The organism is Camelimonas sp. FR25, assembly GCF_059740505.1.
Genome location: NZ_JCAWFG010000086.1, coordinates 1 through 1,041 on the forward strand (window position 1 = coordinate 1; position 1,041 = coordinate 1,041).

At 62.7% G+C, this 1,041-nt stretch carries 1 protein-coding gene and 1 pseudogene; one reads left to right on the forward strand and one right to left on the reverse strand.

Going from position 1 to position 1,041, the window contains the following annotated elements:
* A pseudogene (locus AC6A67_RS12390) lies at nt 1–456 on the forward strand (hypothetical protein); the annotation flags it as partial.
* Here AC6A67_RS12390 and AC6A67_RS12395 read toward each other — a convergent pair.
* Nucleotides 444–1,041 (reverse strand): hypothetical protein (locus AC6A67_RS12395; RefSeq protein ID WP_498036860.1); only part of this gene is annotated, 598 nt, incomplete at its 5' end. The pseudogene AC6A67_RS12390 and the gene AC6A67_RS12395 sit on opposite strands and share 13 nt — an antisense overlap.

Consider the following 1,041-nt stretch of genomic DNA (forward strand, 5'->3'; position numbering starts at 1 on the left):
GCTGGCGCAGTTTACCGGATGTGGGTCCCGCAGAAATTTCTCAACCTGCAATGGGGGCTCATGCTTTTGGTGCTGGTGGCCCTCTTCGCGCGGACGCCGCTGTCGGCGGAGATCGCCTGTCTTGTGCTGACGCCATATCTCACCCTAGCGCTGGGCTATGCGCGCCCGCCAGTATTCGGGTTCGTGGAGAAGTTCGGGGACCCCTCTTATGGCGTCTATTTGTATGGCTTTCTGTGTCAGCAGATCGTGGCGCATTTTCTGCCGGTGCGAGAGGCGCCCGTGGCCAATTTTGCGCTTTCGGTGATCCCGGCCATCGCGCTTGGCATGTTGTCGTGGCGACTGATCGAAAAACCTGCCCTCAGCTGGAAGCCGGGCCGTCGCGCCCCCCGACCCGCCGCGCGAGCAGACAACAGGCATGCTCCCGGCAACGCGCCGCCAGCCGATCATCTGGCATGATTGCGCTGGTCGCGCCCACAGCAGGCGCCGCCGTCCACGTTGAGGCCGCCGATGAGTTCCTTTGCCGTGCGGTTGAATACCTGCTCGAGGTAGGACCGCTCCAGCTGGTTGGCGACAATCGGCTCTTGGGCGGATAGCGCCTTGATGGCTTCAAACGTCTGCGGGGAGCTGCCGGGCAACGGGTTGGCCGGGAACAACGCGTCGATGGCCGTCTGGGTAGCGGTATCCCGCTTGGCGATTTGCCCGAGTGGCCCAGCCAGCAACGGCTCAATGTCCTTTCGCGTTATTTCCTGATAGGCGACCTTGCCTGCTGCATAGCTCGGGCTTGCCGCTTCCATAGCCTGATCAAGCGCTGACGTTTTGCCCGTGATCAGGGTGCCTGTTTCCTTGTCGATGGCGTTGGGCGAGAACTGCGGGATGTCCGTCTGGTCGCGGAAGAACTTCCGGGCGCGGTGGAGGTTCTCAACGTCAGTCGCCAAAACCGCTGGCGTGCTGGGTGTCGCTGGCTTGGCAACCAGTGACGATTTCAGGCTGTTGAGCGGGCCGTGCGTCAGGCCCGTCGTGTCACGAGCGATAAGGGCGTCA